The sequence below is a fragment of the Caballeronia sp. LjRoot34 genome (genome assembly GCF_964253815.1).
Lineage (GTDB): Bacteria > Pseudomonadota > Gammaproteobacteria > Burkholderiales > Burkholderiaceae > Caballeronia.
Map to the genome: position 1 here is coordinate 846,500 of NZ_CAXUSB020000003.1, position 21,227 is coordinate 867,726.

The window sequence follows — 21,227 nt, forward strand, 5'->3', positions numbered from 1 at the left end:
CGAAAAATTGTTTTGAAAGCTTCGGCGCCGCTCTGGGCTGCCGCCCAGGCTTTATTTGCTGATGGATGCCATCTGCCGGAGGCGTCGGGCCAGCGCCTTCGATACCACCGGCTTCGCGCCACCTTCGGCACTGCTGGCAGCCTCGCTTTCCTTGAGAAACACGGCTGTCTCGCGGGCGACGATTTCCCGCTCGTTGTCGGAGGTGATCATGTGGTACGAATCGTCGAGATAGATGGTGCGCAGAACCGTCGAACCCACGTTCGCAGCAACGAACTGCGCGTTGCGCGGGCTGGATGTTTCGTCGTCGATCGCATGGATCAGCAGGCAATCGTTCTTGAGCGCCGCCAGCGATTTTTTCACGCTCGCTGCAAGGCGGCTGGCTTCATGCAGCGCGGGAAGCGAGATGCTCGACGGACCGACTTCGCTCAAGTCGTTACGCTGCATTGCCCGGCCGATCTTCGCGCGCAATGCCTCGTTGCGCAGTCCGAACGGCGCTTCCTCGCGATACCGCCAGCGATTGCGCATCGGCGTGTAATAGGCCCAGCCGAGCAGGAAGCGATACCACGGTATCGCCCAGCCGTCGTAGTCAAGCGTGACGGACAGCAGCACGATAGCCTGCGCGCTGGGCCGCTCACGCACAAGCGCCAGTGCGAGCGTAGCGCCCATGGAAAGGCCGCACACGGATACACGCGGGTAACGCTCGCTCAGTGCATCGAATTCCCTGACCGCGGCCGCAACCCATGCTTCCATGCGTAATTCCGGCGTGCCCGCGCTGTAACCGTGGAGGTTGGGGGCGCACGTAGTGAGCCCTTCGCTGTTCAGGTATCGCGCGAGATGGCGCATTTCGAGCGGCGAACTGGACAGGCCATGCAGCATCAGGACCGCATGGTCGCTGCCGGAGTAGAAGGTCGAAGCGTTCAACGCGGGCGTTTCCTTGGTCACGCTAGTCAATCCTGCGCAAGACCAGAAACTCACCGGCGTGCGTGGTAAAACGCTCGCAGATGCATTCCACGAGTTTATGCATGCCGTCGCCCGAACCAATGCGCACGCGATGCCGCCCCGGTTGCAAACCACGCTGAAGCCGTTCGATATCATCAGGATGAGCATTGGCAAAAAGCCGCCCGGGCGCCATTTCCTTCGCGCCTTGCGCCGCATTGCGATCGACCGCCTGCAGCAAGATAATGGCGTCGTGGTAATGCGGAAGATGCCGCACCAGCCGATGCGTTTCGTCCACCGCCCGGCGCGACAGCGCACGGTCGTTATCGGCGCGCAGCAGCATTTCATAGCGTGAAAGCGCCACTGCCGCGATCAGTTCGGCGCTGAATTGCGCGCGCCGCAGCCGTTCAATAAGGGTAATGGTCGACAGCGTCACGAGCGGGTAAGAAATCGCCAGCATGACGTCGGCGCGATCGATGACTGCAATCTGGCCGTAAGGTGGCACGAACAGGTAATCCGCAATGCCTAGTCCCAACAGCATGACCGTCAGCGAGGGGATGAGACCAAAAAAATATTCGACCATTGCCGCCGCTATACAGAAGGCGACACCCGGCATGACGGGACCCAGGACCGGGTGCAAGGCGAGTCTTACCCCGCTCGCGACACAAAGCGCCAGCGCGCTCAGTAACCACACTCGCTTGCCTCGTGGCGCCCAGCGGCGGGCGTTTTGAATATTCATTAATGCAGCTTTGTGTCAGCGAAATAATCAGGACGGGGACAAATTATTACACACAGTTACACGCAGTGTGGAATGCATGGGCTTAAGCGATGCTTAAGGACATTCCAGCGCTGGTCGTGTCGCTAACGCTGCCCGTTTCCAGATAAGGAGATGTTAAGGATCACTGTTCATTGGCAAGGTTCATCGAAGGAGTGGTGGATTCCAGGAAGCCCGTGCTTAAAGGACGCTTAAGGAACGCTTAAGCACCTGCCACAGACAATTCATGCTCGACACTTATAGGCAAGACCAGGAGACTTCACAATGCGGCTATTACTGGTGGAAGACGACGAGATGATTGCCGAGACCGTGCTCGACTCCATGCGCCGGCTGGGTTATGCGATCGATTGGGCGGCGGACGGCCGCGCCGCCGAGCTGTCGCTTGCCAATGGTGTGTACGACCTCGTACTGCTCGACCTCGGCTTGCCGAAACGCGATGGCATCCAGGTGTTGAACACGTACCGCAAGGCAGGCGGTGCGGCGTCCGTCATCATCCTGACCGCGCGCGATGCCGTGGATGACCGCGTTCGCGGGCTCGATGCAGGCGCCGACGACTACCTCATGAAACCCTTCGATCTCGACGAACTCGCCGCACGCGTGCGCGCGGCGCTGCGACGTCGTACCGGCCAGAAGCAGCCCATCTATACACATGGCCAACTTGCTCTCGATCCCGCCTCGCACGAGGCGAGCAAGGGCGGTGTGCCGTTGCCGCTGGTGCCGCGCGAGTTCGCGTTGCTTCAGGTGCTGATCGAAGAACCAACACGCGTATTCAGGCGCGCGGAACTGGAAGAGAAGCTGTACGGATGGGGTGAGGAAGTGGGCAGCAATACCATTGAGGTGCATGTCCACAGTCTCAGGCGCAAGATTGGCGCTGAGCAGATATTGACGATCCGGGGCGTAGGCTACCGGCTCAAGGGAATCGAATGACATCCATCCGCCGCTGGCTGCTCGGCTGGCTGATCTTCGGACTGGCCGCCACGTCGCTAGTGGCAGCCTACGGCATCTTTCACACCGCGCGCCGCGAAGCGGGCGAGTTATTCGACTACGAGCTGCGCACCGTCGCGCTGTCGTTGCCCGCGAATATTGCCACTGCCGACGCTGCTGAGCAGCGCAGCCACGAGTTCGACGGCATAGCCGACGACCTGATTGCGATCGATATCTGGGACAAGCAAGGCCAGCTTGTTTACCACTCGCTCAAGGAGCCGGCGTTACCGCGTATCGCTGAAGGATTCCAGTCGATTGAACGCGGTGAATATCGATGGCGCGTGTTTGGCCTGCAGCAGCCGGATCGGTACATCCAGGTGGCGCAACCGTTCTCCGTTCGCGAAGATCTTGCGCTGCGGCTCGCCTGGCGCACGTTGTGGCCGCTGGCCCTGGTGGTGCCGGTGACAATCGCGCTGGTGTTGTTTGTCGTGGCCCGGGGACTTGCGCCGATCGGTGGGTTATCGCGTGCGTTATCGCGGCGCTCGCTTGACTCGCTTGAACCGTTGCAGGCTGGCGCCCGTGTGCCGGTCGAGATCCGTCCACTGGTCGATGCGTTGAATGACTTGCTGCTGCGTTTGAACGACGCGTCGCAGGCGCAGCGAATCTTTGTTGCCGACGCGGCGCACGAATTGCGCACGCCGCTGACCGCGTTGAAGCTGCAGCTTCAGGCGGCCCGGCGTGACGGCACATTGCAAGACGATGGCCAAACGCTCGAGCGTCTTGAGGGACGCCTCAACCGGATCATTCATCTGGCACATCAGTTATTGGCGATGGCGCGTGAGGACGCGAACCGGACGGCGTCGGTGGCGCCCATGAGTCTGCGCCGTCTTGCGGAGCGGTCCGTGAGTGATCTGTCGTTGCTGGCGGAGGCCAAGCGCATTGATCTCGGACTGGAAGAGCGGGCGGGCAATGCATCGGACGACTATGTGGTAATGGGCGATGAACATGCGCTGGGTATCCTGTTGAACAATCTGGTCGATAACGCGATTCGCCATACGCCCGAAGGTGGCAAAGTCGACGTGATACTCACGCGCGATGCACAAGGCCTGGGCGTTGAAGTGGTCGATACAGGTACAGGCATTGCGCTCGATGAACTGGACCGGGTGTTCGACCGGTTCTATCGCGGTGCCGGTGCGCAGGGGGCGGGCAGCGGGCTTGGACTCGCGATTGTATCGAGCATTGCAGGGCGACATGGAGCTACGCTCGCGGTGCGCAATCGCGAGGACGGGGGTGGGTTGATCGTGAGAGTGGGGTCGCTGGCGCCGGGAAAAGTAACCGGCTAAACCCTCAATCAACCAACGCCCCATCGTCATCAAAAAATGGATACGGCCCATCGAACTGCTCGACGTATTCGTGATGCGACACGAGCCCCACACCATCCGTCCAATAGTGCAAGGCAAACGCACCCGGCTCGAGCACGAACGCCGACGGTGCATCCACATGCAGATCAAGCACCACCTGATGCGCGGTCGACGGTGCAATAGAAGCGATCGTTCCCGCGAAGCGCTTATGCACCGGCCGATGCACATGTCCGCACAGAACGCGCTCCACATTCGGATACCGCGAAATCAGCGCCTCCAGCTTCGACGCGGCCTGCGCGTCAAGCGCCATGTCGTCCATATGCCCGATACCGGTAGCAAACGGCGGATGATGCAACGCGACAATCATCGGGCGGCCGTCAGCGGCTTCCAACTCATGCTCAAGCCACGCAAGACGCGCATCGCATAGCGTACCCGGGCTCTCCCCCGGCTTCTGTGAATCCAGCGCGATAACCCGCACACCTCGCAGATCGAACGCGTATTGCACGAAGTCGTTACCGGTACCGCTTTCGTGCAAATAACGTGCATCGAAAACCTCGCGCAACGCCGCGCGATCGTCGTGATTGCCGACCATCAGATACACCGGCATTTCCAACGGTTTCAGACACGCCGCCAGATGGCGGTATTCATCGGCGGTTCCGAAATCCGTCAGATCCCCCGTCACCAGCACGGCATCCGGACGCGGACTCAGTGCGTTGAGACGTTCGACACAAGCGCGCAGACAGGCTGCCGTATCGACTTTTTTATACGCGAGCACACCAGGAAGCTTGATATGTAAATCGGTGATTTGAGCGAGCAGCATGGCATCTCCTTGTTAGAACTGAAGCGATGGGATCAGTGCAGCGCGACCCAGCCCTCGTCGCGCACCGATATCCCCACGGCGGTTCCCTGCGCCAGTTCAACGCGGCCGGGCACATCGACAATCAATGCATCCGGCGCCGCGTCCCTGATTTTCAAGCGGGTGCGTTCACCCAAAAACAGCGCCGACTCCACCGCGCCGCGCAACTGCGCCGACTGCGGATCGACAAGCACGGCATCTTCCGGCCGGAAGAAAATTTCTGAGCGTGCGCCGTCTCGTGCCCCATCCCGCGCGCGCAATTGCGCGACCAGTCCCGTCACGCTAATCGTACCGCCAAGCGTGACGAATGCATCATCGCGGCACTCGCCCGCCACCCGGTTCAATGTGCCGATGAATTGCGCCACCGCACGGCTCGCCGGCTGGTAGTAAATCTCGCGCGGCGTCCCGCATTGCTCAATGCGCCCGGCGCTCATCACCACGATCCGGTCAGCGAGCGCCATCGCTTCGGACTGGTCGTGCGTGACATAGATGCTGGTCACGCGAAGTTCGCGCAGCAACGCGTTCATCTCGGCGCGCAAGGTTTCACGCAGGCGGGCGTCGAGTGCGGTCAGCGGTTCATCAAGCAACAATACTCGCGGCCTCGGCGCGAGCGCCCGAGCCAGCGCGACACGCTGGCGCTGGCCGCCGGACAACTCGGTAATCGGCTTGTCCGCGTGCGCGGTCAGCTCGGTCATCTCCAACAATTCATCCACGCGGCGACGCGCCGCCGAGACCTCGACCTTCTGGATCCGCAAGCCATAACCCACGTTGCCGCGCACGGTGAGATTGGGAAACAGCGCGTAGTTCTGGAACACCATGCCAACCTGACGGCGTTCGATAGGCAACGCCGTGACATCATCGGCACCGAAACTCACGCGGCCCCCGGCGTCGGGTTTTTCCAGCCCCGCGATCAGCCGCAGCGTAGTCGTCTTGCCGCAGCCTGACGGTCCGAGCAGCACCAGCGTCTCGCCCGGTTCGATGCTGAGATCGACGGGTTCGAGCACACGCTGCCCGCGAAACGTTTTTGCGCAACGGCTGAGGGTGACGGGAACAGCTTCGAGTCTCATCGTGCAGTCTCTACAGGTTGGGACGGTTGAATAAGGGACTGCCCGGTCGAGCCGCTTTGCGACAACGCGCGCTTGCGTTTGGCCGCGGCGCGAGCACTTTGCGCACCAGCCGGATCGACACCCAGCCACTGCATCGCAATCAGCAACGGCAAGGTCATCAGCAAGAACAGAATAGTGTAGGCGCTGCCGACTTCAAGACGCATGGACGCGTACGCATCGGCGAGTCCGACCGGCAGTGTCTTGGTGTCGGGCGTATGCAGCATCCATGTCAGGTTGAATTCGCCTATCGACAAAGTCAGCACCGCGAGCGCGCCGGCAACAATACCGGGACGCACATTCGGCAGCACGATTGTCAGGAACCGCTGCGCGAACGACGCGCCCAGGCTCGCCGCGCCTTCTTCCATTGTCCGCAGGTCGGTTCCCGCGCAGACGGCGGCGACCGAGCGCACCATGAACGGCAGTGTAAAGACCACATGACCGGCAACGATGAACCACATGCTTGAGCGAAACGCGCTCCAGCCGCCATATACGGACAACAATGCCAACGCCGTGGCGAGCCCCGGCAACGCGATAGGCAGGACAAGCAACTCTTCGACGAAGCGCGCCCAGCGCGTATTGCTCCGTGCCAGCGCATACGCTGCGGGCACGCCAATAGCGAGCGTGATGGCAAGTGTCGCGAGCGCGATCTCTATCGATAACCAGACCGAACCCTGATACATCGACCACACCTGATCGAGCCATTTGAGCGTCAGCCCACTCGACACGCCGCGAAAATAGTTGACGGTCAATCCAGCCATCACCGACATCACCACCGGCACGACCATGAACGCAACCAGCGCGAGCGTCAGCAGCAGTTGCCCGGCAACGAGCAGACGACGCGGTTTCAGGAACTCAGGCATCGGCGTCCTCATGCGGTAGCGGCGACAGTCGCGCCGGTGAGGCTGCGAGCGACCGCCAGCACGGCCCAGGTTACTAAACCGAGCACGATCGACAGCGCCGCTGCTGTCGCAAGATTCGCGTTCAGCGTGAACTCGGTATAGATGGTCATCGGCAACACGTCTAGGTCGGTAGCGAGCGTGAACGCGGTGCCGAATGCACCCATCGCGGTAGCAAAACAGACGGCGCCTGCCGCGATCAATGCAGGCATCAGGGCGGGCATGACCACATCGATAAAGATGCGCCACGGCGATGCCCCCAGCGAGCGCGCCGCCTCTTCAAGCGATGCATCCAGCTTCGTTGCAGCCGCCATGACGGTAACGATCACGCGCGGAATCGAAAAATACAGATAGCCGAGGAACAAGCCACTGAGTGAATAAGCGAACACCCAGCGGTCACCCGTCAGTCGTAAGGAAATGGCGCCGATCAACCCTTGGCGCCCGGCCAGCATGATCACCATGAACCCCACCACCACACCCGGAAACGCGAGCGGAAACGTCAGCAGTGCGACCAGCAAACGCTTGGCCGGCAACTCGCGACGCGCAAGAAATAACCCCGCGATGGTCGACAACACCAGCGTCGCCGCCGTCACCGCCAGCGACAACGCAATCGTCGCGAGCAAGCTATGCAGATAACGCGCGTTGGTCAGTACCTCGCGATACGCGGTGAATGCGTCCGGCACTGCGCTTGCCTGCAGCAACGCGACCAGCGGCAGCAGCCAGAACGCGCAGAACACGGCAAGCGCGGGCGCCAGCAGGATGACCCGCGCGCGGGTGGAGAAGGTGGAATCTTGCATCGTTGGAAGGTCAGTGCATGACGCGCAAATACTCTTCGCCGAACGCGCTCTGCTTGGCGGCCATCTTCGCGAAATCGACATCCTTGGCGCGCGCATACTCCGACGCCGGCAGGAACTTCGCGGCTATGTCAGGTGGCAAAGTCCCGCCACGCACCGGTCGCAAATACGCGTTCGCCCATAGGCGCTGGCCTTCATCGGACAACACGAAATCCAGCACCTTCTCGCCGTTCGCCTGATGCGGTGCGCCCTTCACTAGGCTCATCACATACGGCACCACGATCGTGCCTTCCTTCGGAATCACGAACTCAACGTTCGCGTGATCCTTGTACTTCGCCCGGTAAGCATCAAAGTCATAGTCGAGCAGGATCGGAATCTCGCCCGACATCACGCGTGCATACGCGGTCTGCTTCGGGACGATCGGCGCGTTGGCCTTCATCTTCTCGAACCAGTCGAGACCGGGCTTGAAGTTATCGAGCGTGCCGCCCAGCGCCTGATTCACGGCCACTGCGCCCGCGTATCCCACGAACGCCGACGACGGATCAAGGTAACCCACCATGCCCTTGTATTCCGGCTTCAACAGGTCCGCCCACGAGCGCGGTACCGGCTTGCCGTCGAGTGCGTCCTTGTTGACGAAAAAGCCCAGCGTGCCTGAATGGATCGCGAACCAGGAACCGTCAGGATCCTTCATGCCTGCAGGGATATCGTTCCAATGCGCGGGCTTGTACGGTTGAATCAAACCCTTGTCCTTCGCCTGGAACGCCGATGAAACGCCGAGATACACCACGTCGGCAATCGGGCTCTTTTGCTCAGCCATCATCTGCGCGATAGCCTGGCCGGAGTTCTTGTTATCGAACGGTACGCGGATACCGGTCTGCTTCTGGATGGCAGCAATCTGGCTCGCCCAGTCCGCCCATTCCGGCGGGCAGTTGTAGCAGATCGCGGTGCTGTCGGCGGCGCTGTCTGCATACGCCGCACCGGCCGTGCAGAAAGTAGCCGTTGCTGCAAGCAGCGTAGCCAGGACATGACGGATTTTCATGCAGGATTCTCCGATACGAGGGAGGCCGTTGTGGCCGCAGGATCGATCAATGGCGCGATGGTCGCGCCGGTTCTTACGCTATGAGGCAACTTGAACGGGACGGGGCCGCCGGGGGTGTCGCCGGGCAGACCAAGCTGCCTGGCAAGATGAAGCCATGCGCACCGGCCAATTTCGCGGTTCGGCGTGGCGACGCTGGACAGCGCGGTCGATAACCATTCGCCAAGCGGAATGCCGTCGAACCCGAGCACCGAAATATCGTGCGGCACGGACAAGCCCGCATGCCGCAAACCGCGCATCACGATCATCGCCAGGCGGTCGTTGCTGCAGAAAAGCGCGGTGGGCCGGCGAGCGGGGTCCGAGAGATGGGCGAGCAGCGAAGGCGGCAAATCTTCCGCGTTGAAATCGAGTTCGAGCGGCGCATGCGGAGTGAGACCGGCGTCGAGCATCGCGTCTTCATAACCGCGATATCGCAAACGCGCACGGTCCGATTCCGCGAACGAACCCGCCAGCATCAGGATGCGCCGATGCCCGCGCTGCAACAACGCACACACGCCGTCACGCGCTGCCCGCCGGTTATCCACCGATACCGCCGCGCGATACATCGTGTCGTTATGCGCCAGCACATACGGCAAGCCAATACGATCGAGTTCGTCCAGCAAGGGATTGGATTCGGCATCGGCCACCGTCGCGATCAGGCCATCGACACGTTGCTCGCGCAAGGTCTCGATCGCGCGGCGCTCACGCGCGCTGTCGTACGCGGTGGTCATCAGCATCAGGCGGTAGTCGCTGGCGGAGGCTGCTTCATCAATGCCTTGCAGCGACTCCGCGAAGACGGGATTGGCCAAGGTCGGCACGATCACGCCGACCAGCCGCGTGCGCACGCCGCGAAGCTGGCGGCCTCGTGCACTGGGCATGAAGTCGAGTGCTTCGATCGACTCCCGCACCTTGGCGAGCGTCTCCGCATTCAGCAATTGCGGTGCGTTGAGCGCGCGCGACACAGTGGCGATCGAGACGCCTGAATGCGCGGCAACGTCCTTGATGGTGGAGTGCATGGGCTTTGGCAAGAATGAACTGAAAACGTTTACAGCAGCGATTATCGAAGCACTCTGTGACGTCCGCGTGAAAGCGCGCGACTCATGCCGGGTGAATCGCACGATCCTTCATGCGTCAGAAAAATTGGCCACCAGACACTCGATCCAGCGCTCGCGTCAGCGGCATTGAAGGCCAACCCATACCGCGGTTCAACGCCCCGCCTTATCGACTCTTTCTGCCTGTTATTTGCACGTAACGCCAGCGAAAGCAGACCGTCTTTTAGGGTTCATCCGTAAGTGTTCCAATGCGCTCGGATCGAAAGAAAGGTCTTTGAACAGTCCGCACCCGTCCCCCAAAGGCCACGCGGCCACAACGAGCACTGAAACAACGACATCGGGAGCTTCGCACATGTTTCGTCGAGCCTTAATGGTTGGCGTACCCACCGCGGCAATGGCTATCGGCCTATATGCCTGCGGTGGCAGCAACAGCAACCCTGGTTCGTCACAATCCATCCAGAACCGGATCGCGACGGCTACCCCCATCAAGCATGTAGTCGTGATCTATAACGAGAACGTCTCGTTCGATCACTACTTCGCTACCTATCCGAACGCAGCGAATCCGGCAGGCGAGCCGGCGTTCACGCCGGCCGCAGGTACGCCGGCAATCAATGGCCTTAGCGGCACATTGCTGACGGCCAACCCCAACTTCACGAACCAGGCCAACGGCACGGCCGCAGCCAATCCGTTCCGCCTGGACCGGACGCAAGCCGCGACCGCCGACCAGAACCACTCGTACACGCCTGAACAACACGCCTACGACAACGGCGCAGCCGACCTCTTCCCGAAGTTCACGGGTAGCGGCACGGCAGGCGGCGCAGGCGCGTTCGGTACCGCGGGCCAGGTCATGGGCTACTACGACGGCAACACGGTCGGCGCCCTCTGGAATTACGCGCAGAAGTTCGCGATGAGCGACAACGCTTATACGGCCACGTACGGTCCGTCCACGCCGGGCGCACTTGAAGTCGTATCGGGTCAGACCAACGGCCTGCAGCGCGTCAAGTTCAGCACCGGCCCGGTCAGCGCGACAGCCACGGGTTCGTACTACGTGAACGACGGCCAGGGCGGCTTCACGCTGATCAACGACGTTGATCCGGCCAACGACACCTGCTCGAGCACGACCGACACCGCGTTGATGACCGGCAAGAACATCGGCGACTTGCTGAACGCCCAAAACATCTCGTGGGGCGGCTTCATGGGCGGCTTCAATCTGTCGACGGTGAACAGCAACGGCACGACGAGTTGCAAGCGCAGCACGCTGTCGCCGGTGGTGGGTCAGGCAACCGCCGACTATGTCCCGCACCACAACTGGTTCCAGTATTTCGCATCGACGGCCAACCCGACGCATGCACGCCCGAGCTCGACGGCTGTGATCGGCTTGTCGGTTGAAGCGGACGGCAAGACGCCGGAACCGGCGAATCACCAGTACGACACCGACGACTTCTTCGCCACCGTCAAGGCCGGCAACTATCCGTCCGTCAGCTTCATCAAGGCGCCGGCGTTCCAGGATGGCCACGCAGGCTATTCGGATCCGCTCGACGAGCAGGCTTTCACGGCAAAGATCGTCAACTTCCTCCAGCAGCAGCCGGACTGGGCGAGCACCGCTGTGATCGTGGCGTGGGATGACTCGGACGGCTGGTACGACCATGCTTACGCAGTCCCGAATTCGTCGTCGTTCGACGCAGTTGCCGACCAGGTGAACGGCGCCGGCACGTGCGGCACAGGCACGGCTCCGCTGGGTGTGAACGGCGCGCCGGTGAATGGCCGCTGCGGTCCGGGCACGCGCATTCCGTTCGTCGTGATCTCGCCGTGGGCCAAGGTGAACTACGTGGACCACACGCTGATCAACCAGGCTTCGGTGGTTCGCTTCATTGAAGACAACTGGCTCAACGGTGCGCGTCTCGGTGGCGGTTCGTTCGACGCAACTGCCGGCAGCATCAACGGCATGTTCAACTTCAGCGGCCCGGGTAACAACCCGACGCTGTTCGTCGATCCGAACCTGGGTACGCCAGTCGCATCGGTTCCCACCATCTGATTGTTGCCTGAACGTCCGCGTCGGATGACTGACGCGGACGGTAGTGTTCTTGCTGCGTCGCCGCCGAGCAATCGGCCGGCGGCGTTTTTTCGATGCTGCCTTTGCTTCCTGGTCAACATGTCGCACACCGTCACACCCCCGGTAACGCCTGCCACTGGCGAGAAGCCGCGCTTTCCTCGCCCGAAGAACATCCTGCTCGGATGCCTCGCCGCGGCGGTTCTCGGCGCGGTCGCATTCAGTGGATGGGCCGTCGCTTTCCCTTCGCAAGTACCGGCCCGCGTGGGCGCTATCGTGGAAGACCTGACGGGTGCCAATCCGAATCCTGTCGTACTCTCCCGTCCGCCGGTCGCGCCGTTGAGCGCGGTCGCGCAACTCGGCCAGAAGATTTTCTTCGACGAGTCGCTGTCCGCCTCCGGGAAACAATCGTGTGCGTCCTGCCACAGCCCGGACCACGCCTACGGACCGCCGAACAAACTTTCCGTGCAGTTGGGCGGACCGCACATGACGCTGGAAGGCTACCGTCCGCCGCCTTCCCTGATGTATCTGTATCTGCAGCCTAACTTCAGCATTGGACCCGATGCCGGCGAAGCCGAAGCTCCGCCCGATTTCGCCGCCCTCGCCTCGCAAGCCGCCGGCACCGCCAAGGCGCAAAAGAACGCGGGTGTCGCGCCCGCTGCGCCGGCCATGGTGCCGCAAGGCGGTTTCTTCTGGGATGGCCGCGCCGATACGCTGCAAGCTCAAGCGTCCGGCCCGATGCTCAACCCCGTGGAAATGGCCAACACCAGCGAAGCCGATGTCTCCGCGAAATTGCAGCGCACGGCTTACAAGGACGACTTCACGAAGCTGTTCGGCCCGCATATTTTCCAGAGCATGAACCTCACCGTTTCCGAGGCCATGTTTGCGATTGCGCGCTATCAGGTTGAAGAGCAGTCGTTTCATCCGTACTCGAGCAAGTACGACTACTGGCTCGAGGGCAAGGCGCGCCTGTCGCAAGCAGAGTTGCACGGCTTGCGCCTCTTCAACGATCCCGACAAGGCCAACTGCGCCGGCTGCCATTTGTCCAAGCCCAGTTCCGACGGCGTGCCGCCGATGTTCACCGACTACCAGTACGAAGCGCTCGGCGTTCCGCGCAACACCGCGCTTGCTGTCAACCACGATCCGAAGTTCTACGACATGGGCGTGTGCGGCCCGTTCCGTGACGACATCAAGGACCAGACGCAGTATTGCGGCATGTTCCTCACGCCCACGCTGCGGAACGCCGCGACGCGGCAAGTGTTCTTCCATAACGGCGTCTATCATTCGCTCGACGACGTCATGTCGTTCTACAACGACCGCAATACCGCGCCGCAGAAGTTCTACCCGAAGGGCGCCGACGGCAAGGTCAACAAGTACGACGATCTGCCGGCGCAGTTCCACGCGAACATCGACGTGGCCGACGCGCCGTTCGACCGCAAGTTCGGCGACAAGCCCGCGATGACGGATCAGGAGATGAAGGACATCATCGCGTTCCTCCATACCCTGACCGATGGTTATCAAAAAGGAAGCTGACCCGCTCGATCAGCCTTTGGCGAGCTTGATGCTGGACGCGTCCGCGGTCAGGTAACCGACCGTGGCGCCGAAGCGGTCCTTGAAGTTGGCCCGCACGATCGGGTCCAGCGCGGCTTTCACCTTGTCGTGGACCGGGCTTTCCCAGTCGCCGGCGTGCTGGAAGTTGCTCATGATGTAGGTCCAGCCGTTGATCTCGTCAACCGCATGAAGGCCAGTCGATTCCGCGCCGGCCGGACACGACAGCACCCGTGACAGGGTCTGCGTGTCCACGTTGTAGGCCCACAGGAAGTTGTTCACGTGCATGCTCGAATCTTCGCCGATGAAGAGCGTGCGCAGCTTCTCCGAGAACTTCACGTTGTCCGGGTTCGCGATCTTGGCCGGGTTCGCGGTATTGCCAAGCGCATCGGACGGCGAAAGGTCTTCGCCCACCAGCGCAGCCGGCGCAGCCATGTCGACCGGTACCCATTCGCTGTTGATCGCGGCGCCGCTCGTGTCCCGCTGCCCCGTTTTCAGGTTCAACGCGTAGACCGCACCTGCGTTGATGGTTTTATCGACGGCTACATCGGTTGATGCCGCGTTGCCCTTGACCATCGACTTCTCGATGCGTGACATCGCTGTGTACACGATCTTGTCCTTCGCGTTGATCGTCGTGCCCTCGAGCTTCGTAAAGCCCATGCTCCCGCCGATATACGCCGCATACCGATGCGTCTCCAGGTACGCCGCCGCCTTCTCCATGCCCGGCTTGATGCGCATCCAGTTGAACGTGCCGTTGAAATTGATCTTCGTGAAGCTCGCGTCGCGCGGGTCCGTTGTGCTCACGTCCATGATGTCGGACGCTTGCAGCTTCGAAGCCATTGCTTCGATCTCCGCGCTCGTCGCGCTGCCAATCCTGATCCACGTCAGGTTGGCCGCGCCCGCGCCGGCCGACGATGTTTGCGCCCACTTCGCCACATACAGCGTGCCCGACGACAAGTCCTCCGCCCGATCCGCGATGAACATGAAGAGGCCGCCGTTGGTCGCGTCGTCGCCCATCATGACGGTGCGCTTGTCCGGCATCACTTGCACCAGCTCGTGCGAGATGCGCCCGAGGTTGTAGTGTTTCTTGATCGTGCCCGTGCCGTCCGGGTTCACCGTGATTTCGGGGAGATGACCATAGTTGTAGGGGTTCGCGCGGTTCGCGTCGCCATAGAGACTCGTGCTGAACGCCTTGAACTGGCTGTTGCTTGAAATGACCGTTGCGTCCGGCTCGTATTCTTCGCTCGACAGATGCGTGTTCCACGGCGACAGGCTCGCGCCGCAGGTGATCCACAATCCGTTCGCCTTCGACGTATCCACGTTGTGATACTTCACGAGCGTGAGTTTGCCGGTGGTCTGATCCTGGTCGAGCGTAAGCACGGCGATAGGCGAAGGCAACTGTCCATACACCGACACGAGGCTCTGGTCGCGCGTCGCATATTCGAACTGCACGACGGCGAAGACGGCCTTTCCCTTGATGCCGGCAACCGTGGTTTTGTCGAGTGACAGCAGCGATGTGCCGTCCGGGCAATCGGAGAAGAACTGGCGCTCTTTGCCGGTGACGGATTGATCGATGATCGGCTGGTTGTTGATGTCGTAATAACCGCCAGCGAGCGTCGTGCCACCGCTGCCGTTCGGCACCATGTCGCCCGTCACGAAAAACGGCTGGTAGGCGAGCTTGTAGGCTTGCGTGGTGCCGTCGCTGTAGCTCACCGTGAGCGTCGAGCCGACCGTGGTGGTCGCCATGGCGGCCGTGCCCACCAGCGACGGAGCCGCCATTGAAGCGAACGAAGCGGACTTGAACGACGCCGACGTGACCGGTGCGGTCGGGTTGTCGCCGCCGCAGCCTGCCAAAAGCGTGGAAACGGAGAACGCGCCCAAGGGCAGCATGGGTGCGCCCACGAGCAGTTTCAGGGCTTTACGGCGCGATACGTTGGGCTGCTCTTGCATGTCGTCTGGTCCGGTTTTCTGTTGGGTGGGGGCCAGCGCACCCTGTCATTGAAACGCCTGAGCGAATGAACCATGAGTCGGGGGGTACGCGGTGCAGGCGAAGTGTAATTTTCATTAATGAAAGCTATATGACAGTTAATAGTATTGAATATGGAAGATTTAACGACCGCGCCTGGACGTCCGGTGGTGCAGTAGTTTTTTCAACGCAATGGCGGGGAGTGGTGGTTGGCGTGCGCGGGGGCACGGGCACGCAAAAAGCTGGCGTGGATAGAACCTTCGTCATCCGGTCCGATCAAGGAGTTTTCATGAAGCACGATCTTCAATCCGCCAGCCACGCTTCAGACCTCGACTATGAAATCTTCAGGCTGACACCGCACGCATGGGTCCCGAACAACCGGCACTTGCCGGTACTGGTTTATCGCCGCGCGCTTGACCCTTCCCGCAAGGACCTCGGCCCGGCATTCGAAGCGCTGTTCGCTCGCAATGAATGGCCGCCGCAGTGGCGCGACAGCATCTTCGACTACCACCACTTCCACTCCACGGCGCATGAAGTACTGGGGGTAATATCGGGAAAAGCGGAGGTGATCGTTGGCGGACCGGGCGGTCTGGTCGTCTCGCTGGAAGCTGGCGATGTCGTGCTGCTTCCAGCAGGAAGCGGCCACTGCCTGCAAGCGACGGAGGGACGGTTTCAGGTCGTCGGCGCATATCCCGAGGGCCAGCAATGGGATATCCGGCGTGACGCGCTATCCGAGGGAGAAATCGCTGCAATGGAAGTGTTACCGTTTCCACGCAGCGATCCCGTTGGAGGGCGCGAAGGTCCATTGCTGGAGCAATGGACTTGAATTAAGGCTCAGGTTAAAAGTTGAAACGCCCATGCCTTGATGCCGTCGGCGAAGGCAAATGAGCGTGAGATAAACGGGGTTGGGCGGGGGTTAGTGGTTGGGGTTGATGCCGGGGTGGTCGGTTCTGGGGTTAGTGGTCGGGGTTGATGCCGGGTTGCTGCTTTCGGCCGTGGTGGTCTGCGAGAGTCGGATTTTCTCTTTATCACTATTAGCCACTGTGCGTGGCGGCACGTCATTTCTTTGTCCAAAGCGACAAAGAAACGAAGCAAAGAAAGCGCTTTCAACCACGCTACCCTAAGTGTCCACAGCGTGCAGTTTCTATTCATAGGTGCCCCAAAAGCACGGTGCTCGCCAGAGCCACGGATGTGTGAACCCCTCCTTCTCCGAACACCGATACCCACACGCTTCGCCACCAGTGATTGAACCTGCCTAAGGGGCACCCCGCGCTATCCGCGGACGACCAACCACCGAATTTGTACGCACCTGGAAGCTCGTCGCCAACCCTGCTGGAAACGAGGTCGCGAAGATGCGGGTGGCCGTAACCGACGAAAATAGCTGTACAGAACGCGCAGCCAATTCACAAAAAACTGAAGCAGTAAACACAAACACGCATCAAGCTGTGGCCTACAAATACGGTCGCACAGACCACGTAGCTAAGCTGTCAAAAAACCGCAGCCGTAAATACCCGTGAGGCCGTGCGGGTTCCTTAGCAATGGTGCTTGCCCGAGAGCGTACGGGGCGAAGCGTGTTCGTGTCAGGATTCGCGAGAAGGAGGGTTTCACACATCCTCCGCTCTGGCGAGCACCGTGCTTTTGGGGCACCTATGAATAGAAACTGCACGCTGTGGACACTTAGGGTAGCGTGGTTTAAAAGCGTTTTCTTTGCTTCGTTTCTTTGTCGCTTTGGACAAAGAAATGACGTGCCGCCACGCACAGTGGCTAATAGTGATAAAGAGAAAATCCGACTCTCGCAGACCGCTAAGGCCGAAAGCACCAACCCGGCATAGACTCCGACCGCTAACCCCGGAACCGACCAACCCGGCATTGACCCCGCCCACTAACCCCAGAACCGACCACCCCAGCATAGACCCCACCCACCACAGCAAAACCCCTCAAACCCCGTCCACCGGCGCGAGCGAAAACCCTCCCCTCTAGGTGTTTAACCCGACGAAACCAAGCCCCGGTAATAACCCGCTATTACCCGCTTTTGTGTCAACGTTGCATACTGAAGCGACGTTATGACACGAGTTCCGGCATGACCAAATTCCTTCACCTCATGATTCGCGTTGAATCGCTGGATCGCTCCATTGCGTTCTATCAAAACGCGTTCGGAATGCGCGAGTCGCACCGCCTTGACTTCGATACCTTCACGCTCGTTTACCTCCGCGATCCCGACACCGGCGCTGAGATCGAACTCACGCTGAACAAAGGCACAACCGAGCCCTACACGCATGGCACAGGCTACGGCCACGTGGCATTCGCTGTCGACGATATCGAAGCATTCCGCGACCGCCTGCTAACCCAGGGCCTACAACCCGGCGACCTCAAATCGCTGACCCACAACGGCGCCATCGCCGCACGCTTTTTCTTCATCACCGATCCCGATGGCTACAAGATCGAGGTGTTATCCAGGGAGGGTCACTACGTATGAACTGACGTTGGCGCGGTACACAATATAAAAGGAGACAAATCATGCCCAAGGCAATCCCCATTGCCGTAGTCGTCGCCGAGACCTTCACCCGATCGACTGGCGACACGATCCCCGCTGTATCGTCTGCGCGCGTGAGCCGCAGGCACTTCCTCCAAGGTTCCGTCGTCCTGACTGGTTTGCTCGCGGCAGGCACCCCGATCGCCCTGCTGGCGCCAAGCCGCGCCTGGGCCGTGGAACTGAGCCATATCGATCAGAACCAGGCCGACGCCATCATGGTGCTCGCACGCACGCTCTATCCGCACAAGACGCTGCCGGACGCGGTCTACGCGCTTGCGGTCAAGGACGTGGACGCAAAAGCCACCGACCCGAAGACTGTCGATGTCATCAAGACCGGCGTGGCGAAACTGAACGATGCCGCGTCCGGTAAATGGAACGACACCGCAAGCCTCTCGGACGCGCAGCGAACCGCCATTGTCGAAGCCAATCAGACCGATCCGTTCGTCCTGCTCGTGCGGGGCCAGTGCGTCACCTCGCTCTACAACAACGAGATGGCGTTTGCCCATTTCGGTTACGAAGGTGAAGCGTTCAGCAAGGGTGGCTACGTGTATCGCGGCTTCAACGACCTGACCTGGCTGCCCAATCCGCCCGCCGACGCAAGTCCGCCGGTTGCCTGATATCCGAGATCCGGGCGCACATCTGATACTGCCGAGGAGGCAAGCATGGCTAAGTTCGACTACAACGACGACTCCGTTGTCGTGATCGTCGGTTCGGGCGCGGGCGGCGGGACGCTCGCGAACGAGTTATGTCAGAAAGGGGTGAAAGTGGTCGTGCTGGAGGCCGGCAAGCGCCAGTCGTCAGCCACGTTCATCAACGACGAATGGAAATCCTTCGGGCAACTCGCCTGGACCGATAAACGCACCACGTCAGGTAACTGGCGGGTCGCCAAGGACTTCCCGGAACTGCCCGCGTGGATCTGCAAGACGGTCGGCGGCACGACCACGCACTGGGCGGGCGCATCGCTGCGTTTGCATGAGCATGAATTCAAGGCGCGCACGACCTATGGTTCCATCGATCAGGCGAACCTGCTCGACTGGCCTATCACGCTCGCCGATCTCGAACCCTACTATGCACGCGCCGAAGACAAGATGGGCGTCACGCGCACGAACAACATTCCGGGTCTGCCGGGCAACAACAACTTCAAGATCATGTACGACGGCGCGACGAAGGTCGGCTACAAGAACTGCAGTACCGGCCACATGGCGATCAACAGCCGGCCGCGCGCCGGACGTGGCCGCTGCATGCAACTCGGCTTCTGTTTCCAGGGCTGCAAGTCAGGCGCGAAATGGTCGACGCTCTATACCGAGATTCCCGCAGGCGAAGCCACGGGCAGGCTCGAATTGCGGCCGGAGTCGCATGTGATGCGTATCGAGACGAACGCCGCCGGGAAAGCGAGCAGCGTGGTCTACATGGATGCCGACGGCAAACAGCAGCGTCAGCGCGCACGGGTGGTATGCGTCGCGGGAAACTCGATAGAAACACCGCGCCTGTTGTTGCTCTCGGAATCATCGAAGCATCCGAACGGGCTCGCGAACAGCTCGGGCCAGGTGGGCCGCAATTACATGCGGCACACGACGGGCTCGGTATTCGGCGTGTTCAAGGAGCCCGTGCATTTTTATCGCGGCACGGTGATGGCAGGCATTATCACGGACGAAGCTGAATTCAATCCGAAGCGCGGTTTTGCGGGCGGCTATGAAATGGAAACCATCTCGCTCGGCCTGCCGTTCGCCGCCGCGTTCTTCGATCCGGGCGCGTGGGGGTCGGACTTTACGTACTATATGGATAACTACGCAAATACCGCCGGCATGTGGATTGTCGGCGAGGACATGCCGCGTGAAACCAACCGCGTCACGCTGAATCATGACGTGAAGGATCAGGTCGGGTTGCCGGTGGCGAACGTCCATTACGACGATCACCCGAATGACATCGCCATGCGCGATCATGCGTTCAAGCAAGGCGAAGCAATCTACGCGGCAGCCGGGGCAGTGAAAACGCTGCGCACGCCGCCCTACCCGTCCACGCACAATCTGGGCACCTGCCGGATGAGTGCGAAAGCGAGTGATGGCGTCTGCAACAAGCACGGCCAGACCTTCGATGTGCCGAACCTGTTTATCTCGGATGGCAGTCAGTTCACCACGAGCGCGGCCGAAAATCCGACGCTGACTATTGTGACGCTGGCGATCCGGCAATCGGATTACATCGCGGACCAGATGAAACGCCGTAATATCTAGAGGCTTGCCAAAGTAAACGCGGGAGCCGCAGGAGCCGCCGCCCGGCGGTTCCTTCTTCATTGTGAGGAGTTGTCCATGTGCAGGATCTACGCTCAAACCGACCCGATTCTCTATGAATGCCGCGCGCGCTCGGTGCGCATCAGCGGCGTGACGACAACCATCCGGCTGGAAAACCTGTTCTGGCAGACCTTGTCCGAACTCGCCGCCGACAACGACATGACGACCAACCAGCTGATCGCGAAGTTGCATGAGGAGATCACGCAGCATCTGGGCGAAACGACGAATTTTGCGTCGTTCCTGCGCGTCACCTGTCTTCGATATCAAGGGCTGAGGGCGAATGCATCGATGGATTTTCGCAGCCACGTGGCAGCGACGGCGACTGACAAGGTGGCGAGCTGACCGATGATAAAACCGATGACCGGACGAACATGGGCCAGATGGTCTTGCAGCGCGCTGTTAGCGGCATTCGTAGCATTAGTGGCATTCATGCTGCCGGCAAAGGTGGCGCAAGCGGCGCCGGACGGTGCGGTTGCCTTGTCGATCGTGCAGAAGAACAACTGTCTGTCCTGTCATGCCGTGGATTCGCAGGTTGTCGGACCGGCGTACCGGGAGATCGCGAAGAAGTATCACGGGGATGCTACCGCGCCCGACAAATTGTTCGCCAAAGTCCGCAACGGCGGGGCGTTCGTTTGGGGAGAAGTCCCCATGCCGGCGAATCCTGGTATTAGCGACGCCGACTTGCGTACCGTTATCGCGTGGATTCTTGCTGGCGCGCCCGATCAATGAGAAGTGGTTTTTCGCTCGCGCCGGTGGACGGGATTGGTCGGTTTTTGGGGTTGGTCGTGGGCGGGCAGTGTTGGGGTGGTCGGTTCTGGGGTTAGCGGTTGGGGTTAATGCCGGGGTGGTCGGTTCTGGCGTTAGTGGTCGGGGTTAATGCCGGGGTGGTCGGTTCTGGGTTAGCGGTCGGGGTCAGTGCCGGGTTGGTGCTTTCGGCGTTAGTGGTCTGCGAGAGCCGGATTTTCTCTTTATCACTATTAGCCACTGTGCGTGGCGGCACGTCATTTCTTTGTCCAAAGCGACAAAGAAACGAAGCAAAGAAAGCGCTTTCAACCACGCTACCCTAA

19 protein-coding genes are annotated in these 21,227 nt (G+C 60.8%); 10 read left to right on the plus strand and 9 right to left on the minus strand.

The genetic code is table 11. The annotated features are described in order from the left end of the window. Positions 1-51: 51 nt before the first annotated feature. Positions 52-942, minus strand: a complete 891-nt coding sequence (locus tag ACSQ36_RS34780) for an alpha/beta hydrolase (protein WP_436185575.1) — start codon at positions 940-942, stop codon at positions 52-54. A 1-nt stretch (position 943) separates the two neighbouring features. After that, positions 944-1,675, minus strand: coding sequence for a DUF4118 domain-containing protein (locus ACSQ36_RS34785; protein ID WP_213769088.1), 732 nt, complete (start codon positions 1,673-1,675; stop codon positions 944-946). A gap of 300 nt (positions 1,676-1,975) precedes the next feature. Between ACSQ36_RS34785 and ACSQ36_RS34790 the strand changes: the two genes are divergently transcribed. Together ACSQ36_RS34790 and ACSQ36_RS34795 are read left to right on the plus strand one after the other, a co-directional pair. Further along, on the plus strand, positions 1,976-2,638 hold the full coding sequence (locus ACSQ36_RS34790) for a response regulator (RefSeq protein ID WP_436185576.1): 663 nt from the start codon (positions 1,976-1,978) through the stop codon (positions 2,636-2,638). Beyond that, positions 2,635-3,978: an ATP-binding protein gene (locus ACSQ36_RS34795; protein WP_436185577.1), complete on the plus strand. Its 1,344-nt coding sequence runs from the start codon at positions 2,635-2,637 to the stop codon at positions 3,976-3,978. The genes ACSQ36_RS34790 and ACSQ36_RS34795 overlap by 4 nt, the downstream gene beginning before the upstream one ends. Before the next feature lie 4 nt (positions 3,979-3,982). Here the strand turns inward: ACSQ36_RS34795 and ACSQ36_RS34800 are convergent, their stop codons facing one another. Genes ACSQ36_RS34800 through ACSQ36_RS34825 form a run of 6 tightly spaced genes read right to left on the minus strand, consistent with a single transcriptional unit; the run spans position 3,983 to position 9,739 of the window. Beyond that, positions 3,983-4,816 (minus strand): phosphodiesterase, encoded by an 834-nt coding sequence (locus ACSQ36_RS34800; RefSeq protein ID WP_436185578.1) that lies wholly within the window; start codon positions 4,814-4,816, stop codon positions 3,983-3,985. Between the two features lie 32 nt (positions 4,817-4,848). After that, positions 4,849-5,919 (minus strand): ABC transporter ATP-binding protein, encoded by a 1,071-nt coding sequence (locus ACSQ36_RS34805; RefSeq protein ID WP_213769084.1) that lies wholly within the window; start codon positions 5,917-5,919, stop codon positions 4,849-4,851. Then, the gene (locus ACSQ36_RS34810) at positions 5,916-6,830 is read right to left on the minus strand and encodes an ABC transporter permease (RefSeq protein ID WP_436185579.1); all 915 of its coding nucleotides are present in this window, start codon (positions 6,828-6,830) and stop codon (positions 5,916-5,918) included. Before ACSQ36_RS34810 ends, ACSQ36_RS34805 begins: the two co-directional genes overlap by 4 nt. After that, on the minus strand, positions 6,827-7,651 hold the full coding sequence (locus ACSQ36_RS34815; RefSeq protein ID WP_436185580.1) for an ABC transporter permease: 825 nt from the start codon (positions 7,649-7,651) through the stop codon (positions 6,827-6,829). Before ACSQ36_RS34815 ends, ACSQ36_RS34810 begins: the two co-directional genes overlap by 4 nt. Positions 7,652-7,661: 10 nt before the next feature. Beyond that, entirely contained in the window at positions 7,662-8,687 is a 1,026-nt protein-coding gene (locus ACSQ36_RS34820; protein ID WP_436185581.1) for an ABC transporter substrate-binding protein, read from the minus strand. Next, a complete protein-coding gene (locus ACSQ36_RS34825) occupies positions 8,684-9,739 on the minus strand; it encodes a substrate-binding domain-containing protein (protein ID WP_436185582.1) in 1,056 nt (351 codons plus the stop codon). The genes ACSQ36_RS34820 and ACSQ36_RS34825 overlap by 4 nt, the downstream gene beginning before the upstream one ends. A gap of 388 nt (positions 9,740-10,127) precedes the next feature. Here ACSQ36_RS34825 and ACSQ36_RS34830 point away from each other — a divergent pair, with 388 nt between their 5' ends. Together ACSQ36_RS34830 and ACSQ36_RS34835 are read left to right on the plus strand one after the other, a co-directional pair. Further along, positions 10,128-11,810 carry a phospholipase C gene (locus tag ACSQ36_RS34830; protein ID WP_213769079.1) on the plus strand — a complete coding sequence of 561 codons (1,683 nt, stop codon included), beginning with the start codon at positions 10,128-10,130 and terminating at the stop codon, positions 11,808-11,810. 117 nt (positions 11,811-11,927) lie between these two features. Then, positions 11,928-13,358 (plus strand): cytochrome-c peroxidase, encoded by a 1,431-nt coding sequence (locus tag ACSQ36_RS34835; protein WP_436185583.1) that lies wholly within the window; start codon positions 11,928-11,930, stop codon positions 13,356-13,358. A 9-nt stretch (positions 13,359-13,367) separates the two neighbouring features. Here the strand turns inward: ACSQ36_RS34835 and ACSQ36_RS34840 are convergent, their stop codons facing one another. Next, positions 13,368-15,323: a PhoX family protein gene (locus tag ACSQ36_RS34840; protein ID WP_436185584.1), complete on the minus strand. Its 1,956-nt coding sequence runs from the start codon at positions 15,321-15,323 to the stop codon at positions 13,368-13,370. A gap of 305 nt (positions 15,324-15,628) precedes the next feature. Here ACSQ36_RS34840 and ACSQ36_RS34845 point away from each other — a divergent pair, with 305 nt between their 5' ends. From ACSQ36_RS34845 to ACSQ36_RS34870, 6 genes are all read left to right on the plus strand, one after another. After that, on the plus strand, positions 15,629-16,165 hold the full coding sequence (locus ACSQ36_RS34845) for a cupin domain-containing protein (RefSeq protein WP_436185585.1): 537 nt from the start codon (positions 15,629-15,631) through the stop codon (positions 16,163-16,165). Positions 16,166-17,419: 1,254 nt separating this feature from the next. Continuing rightward, positions 17,420-17,815: a VOC family protein gene (locus ACSQ36_RS34850; RefSeq protein WP_436185586.1), complete on the plus strand. Its 396-nt coding sequence runs from the start codon at positions 17,420-17,422 to the stop codon at positions 17,813-17,815. 41 nt (positions 17,816-17,856) lie between these two features. Beyond that, positions 17,857-18,489, plus strand: coding sequence for a twin-arginine translocation signal domain-containing protein (locus ACSQ36_RS34855; protein ID WP_436185587.1), 633 nt, complete (start codon positions 17,857-17,859; stop codon positions 18,487-18,489). Between the two features lie 45 nt (positions 18,490-18,534). After that, on the plus strand, positions 18,535-20,103 hold the full coding sequence (locus ACSQ36_RS34860; protein ID WP_436185588.1) for a GMC family oxidoreductase: 1,569 nt from the start codon (positions 18,535-18,537) through the stop codon (positions 20,101-20,103). Between the two features lie 75 nt (positions 20,104-20,178). Further along, positions 20,179-20,502, plus strand: a complete 324-nt coding sequence (locus ACSQ36_RS34865; RefSeq protein ID WP_213767568.1) for a ribbon-helix-helix domain-containing protein — start codon at positions 20,179-20,181, stop codon at positions 20,500-20,502. 15 nt (positions 20,503-20,517) lie between these two features. After that, complete coding sequence (locus ACSQ36_RS34870) at positions 20,518-20,889, plus strand: c-type cytochrome (protein WP_436185589.1); 372 nt, start codon at positions 20,518-20,520, stop codon at positions 20,887-20,889. Positions 20,890-21,227 lie beyond the last annotated feature (338 nt).

What these genes read in the sequence shown, in the direction of transcription:
- ACSQ36_RS34810 (WP_436185579.1), bottom strand. Translation starts at nt 6,830, where the DNA reads ATGAGGACGCCGATGCCTGAGTTCCTGAAACCGCGTCGTCTGCTCGTT.
- ACSQ36_RS34860 (WP_436185588.1), top strand. Translation starts at nt 18,535, where the DNA reads ATGGCTAAGTTCGACTACAACGACGACTCCGTTGTCGTGATCGTCGGT.
- ACSQ36_RS34800 (WP_436185578.1), bottom strand. Translation starts at nt 4,816, where the DNA reads ATGCTGCTCGCTCAAATCACCGATTTACATATCAAGCTTCCTGGTGTG.
- ACSQ36_RS34855 (WP_436185587.1), top strand. Translation starts at nt 17,857, where the DNA reads ATGCCCAAGGCAATCCCCATTGCCGTAGTCGTCGCCGAGACCTTCACC.
- ACSQ36_RS34795 (WP_436185577.1), top strand. Translation starts at nt 2,635, where the DNA reads ATGACATCCATCCGCCGCTGGCTGCTCGGCTGGCTGATCTTCGGACTG.
- ACSQ36_RS34850 (WP_436185586.1), top strand. Translation starts at nt 17,420, where the DNA reads ATGACCAAATTCCTTCACCTCATGATTCGCGTTGAATCGCTGGATCGC.
- ACSQ36_RS34830 (WP_213769079.1), top strand. Translation starts at nt 10,128, where the DNA reads ATGTTTCGTCGAGCCTTAATGGTTGGCGTACCCACCGCGGCAATGGCT.
- ACSQ36_RS34865 (WP_213767568.1), top strand. Translation starts at nt 20,179, where the DNA reads ATGTGCAGGATCTACGCTCAAACCGACCCGATTCTCTATGAATGCCGC.
- ACSQ36_RS34790 (WP_436185576.1), top strand. Translation starts at nt 1,976, where the DNA reads ATGCGGCTATTACTGGTGGAAGACGACGAGATGATTGCCGAGACCGTG.
- ACSQ36_RS34870 (WP_436185589.1), top strand. Translation starts at nt 20,518, where the DNA reads ATGACCGGACGAACATGGGCCAGATGGTCTTGCAGCGCGCTGTTAGCG.
- ACSQ36_RS34805 (WP_213769084.1), bottom strand. Translation starts at nt 5,919, where the DNA reads ATGAGACTCGAAGCTGTTCCCGTCACCCTCAGCCGTTGCGCAAAAACG.
- ACSQ36_RS34840 (WP_436185584.1), bottom strand. Translation starts at nt 15,323, where the DNA reads ATGCAAGAGCAGCCCAACGTATCGCGCCGTAAAGCCCTGAAACTGCTC.
- ACSQ36_RS34845 (WP_436185585.1), top strand. Translation starts at nt 15,629, where the DNA reads ATGAAGCACGATCTTCAATCCGCCAGCCACGCTTCAGACCTCGACTAT.
- ACSQ36_RS34820 (WP_436185581.1), bottom strand. Translation starts at nt 8,687, where the DNA reads ATGAAAATCCGTCATGTCCTGGCTACGCTGCTTGCAGCAACGGCTACT.
- ACSQ36_RS34815 (WP_436185580.1), bottom strand. Translation starts at nt 7,651, where the DNA reads ATGCAAGATTCCACCTTCTCCACCCGCGCGCGGGTCATCCTGCTGGCG.
- ACSQ36_RS34835 (WP_436185583.1), top strand. Translation starts at nt 11,928, where the DNA reads ATGTCGCACACCGTCACACCCCCGGTAACGCCTGCCACTGGCGAGAAG.
- ACSQ36_RS34825 (WP_436185582.1), bottom strand. Translation starts at nt 9,739, where the DNA reads ATGCACTCCACCATCAAGGACGTTGCCGCGCATTCAGGCGTCTCGATC.
- ACSQ36_RS34785 (WP_213769088.1), bottom strand. Translation starts at nt 1,675, where the DNA reads ATGAATATTCAAAACGCCCGCCGCTGGGCGCCACGAGGCAAGCGAGTG.